General features: G+C 68.0%; 1 protein-coding gene and 1 pseudogene. Both read right to left on the reverse strand.

What is annotated here, in order from left to right:
* The coding region (locus tag E1202_RS31140; RefSeq protein ID WP_408007753.1) for an electron transfer flavoprotein subunit alpha/FixB family protein at positions 1-554 on the reverse strand (554 nt) is incomplete at its 3' end.
* A 28-nt stretch (positions 555-582) separates the two neighbouring features.
* Positions 583-834, reverse strand: a pseudogene (locus tag E1202_RS31145) (electron transfer flavoprotein subunit beta); the annotation flags it as partial.

Genomic DNA, 834 nt, shown 5'->3' on the forward strand with positions numbered 1-834 from the left:
GCCGGCTGCCGACCGGTGATCTTGGCGCCGGACGCGGCCGGGACCTCGACCTGCTCGACCGCGGCGGCACCGGAGGCCTGCTCGGCCTCGATGGAGCCGGGCAGAACGGTGACCACCGGGGTGCCCTGGGTGACCTTCGCCTTGGCGTCGTAGGTGCCACCGAACAGCGAGTGCGACGCGACGCCCTCACCGTCGACGTCCACGACCTCCGACAGCAGGCCGGTGTCCAGGCGGATCGCCAGACGACCGGCGATCTCCTTGCCGTCGACCGACGCCGGCACCAGCACGGCCGCCGGGTTCGCCGAACCCGCCAGTGCGGCCAGCACGTCAACCTGCGGCGTCACCAGGAAGTCATCCACCCCGTAGCCTTCAGCGGCGTAGATCTTCTCGGCGCCATACCGGGCCAAGACCGCAGTGAGCTTGTCAGCCGTACCAGGCTCACCCACCACAACAGCGGAAGGTGAACCGATCCGGCGAGCAGCGGTCAGCAGCTCCAGCGTGACCTTTTTGACCTCACCGGCCTGGTGGTCAACGAGGACCAGAACCTCAGACATCGGTTTTCTCCTTACGACCCTCGTTGACTCAAAGAAGTTTTTCGCCGGCCAGGAAGTCGGCGACTCCCACGCCGCCGGCTCCCTCGTCGGTGACCTTCACACCGCCGGACTTCGGCGGCTTCGGAGCGGACTCGACGACCTGGGAGCCGGCGTTGGCCAGGCCCACCTCGGAGGCGTCGATCCCCGCGTCGGCCAGCGACAGCGCGCTCACCGGCTTCTTCTTCGCGGCCATGATGCCCTTGAACGACGGGTACCGCGGCTCGTTGATCTTCTCGGTGAC

The sequence above is a fragment of the Saccharopolyspora karakumensis genome, assembly GCF_004349225.1.
Classification (GTDB): domain Bacteria; phylum Actinomycetota; class Actinomycetes; order Mycobacteriales; family Pseudonocardiaceae; genus Saccharopolyspora; species Saccharopolyspora endophytica.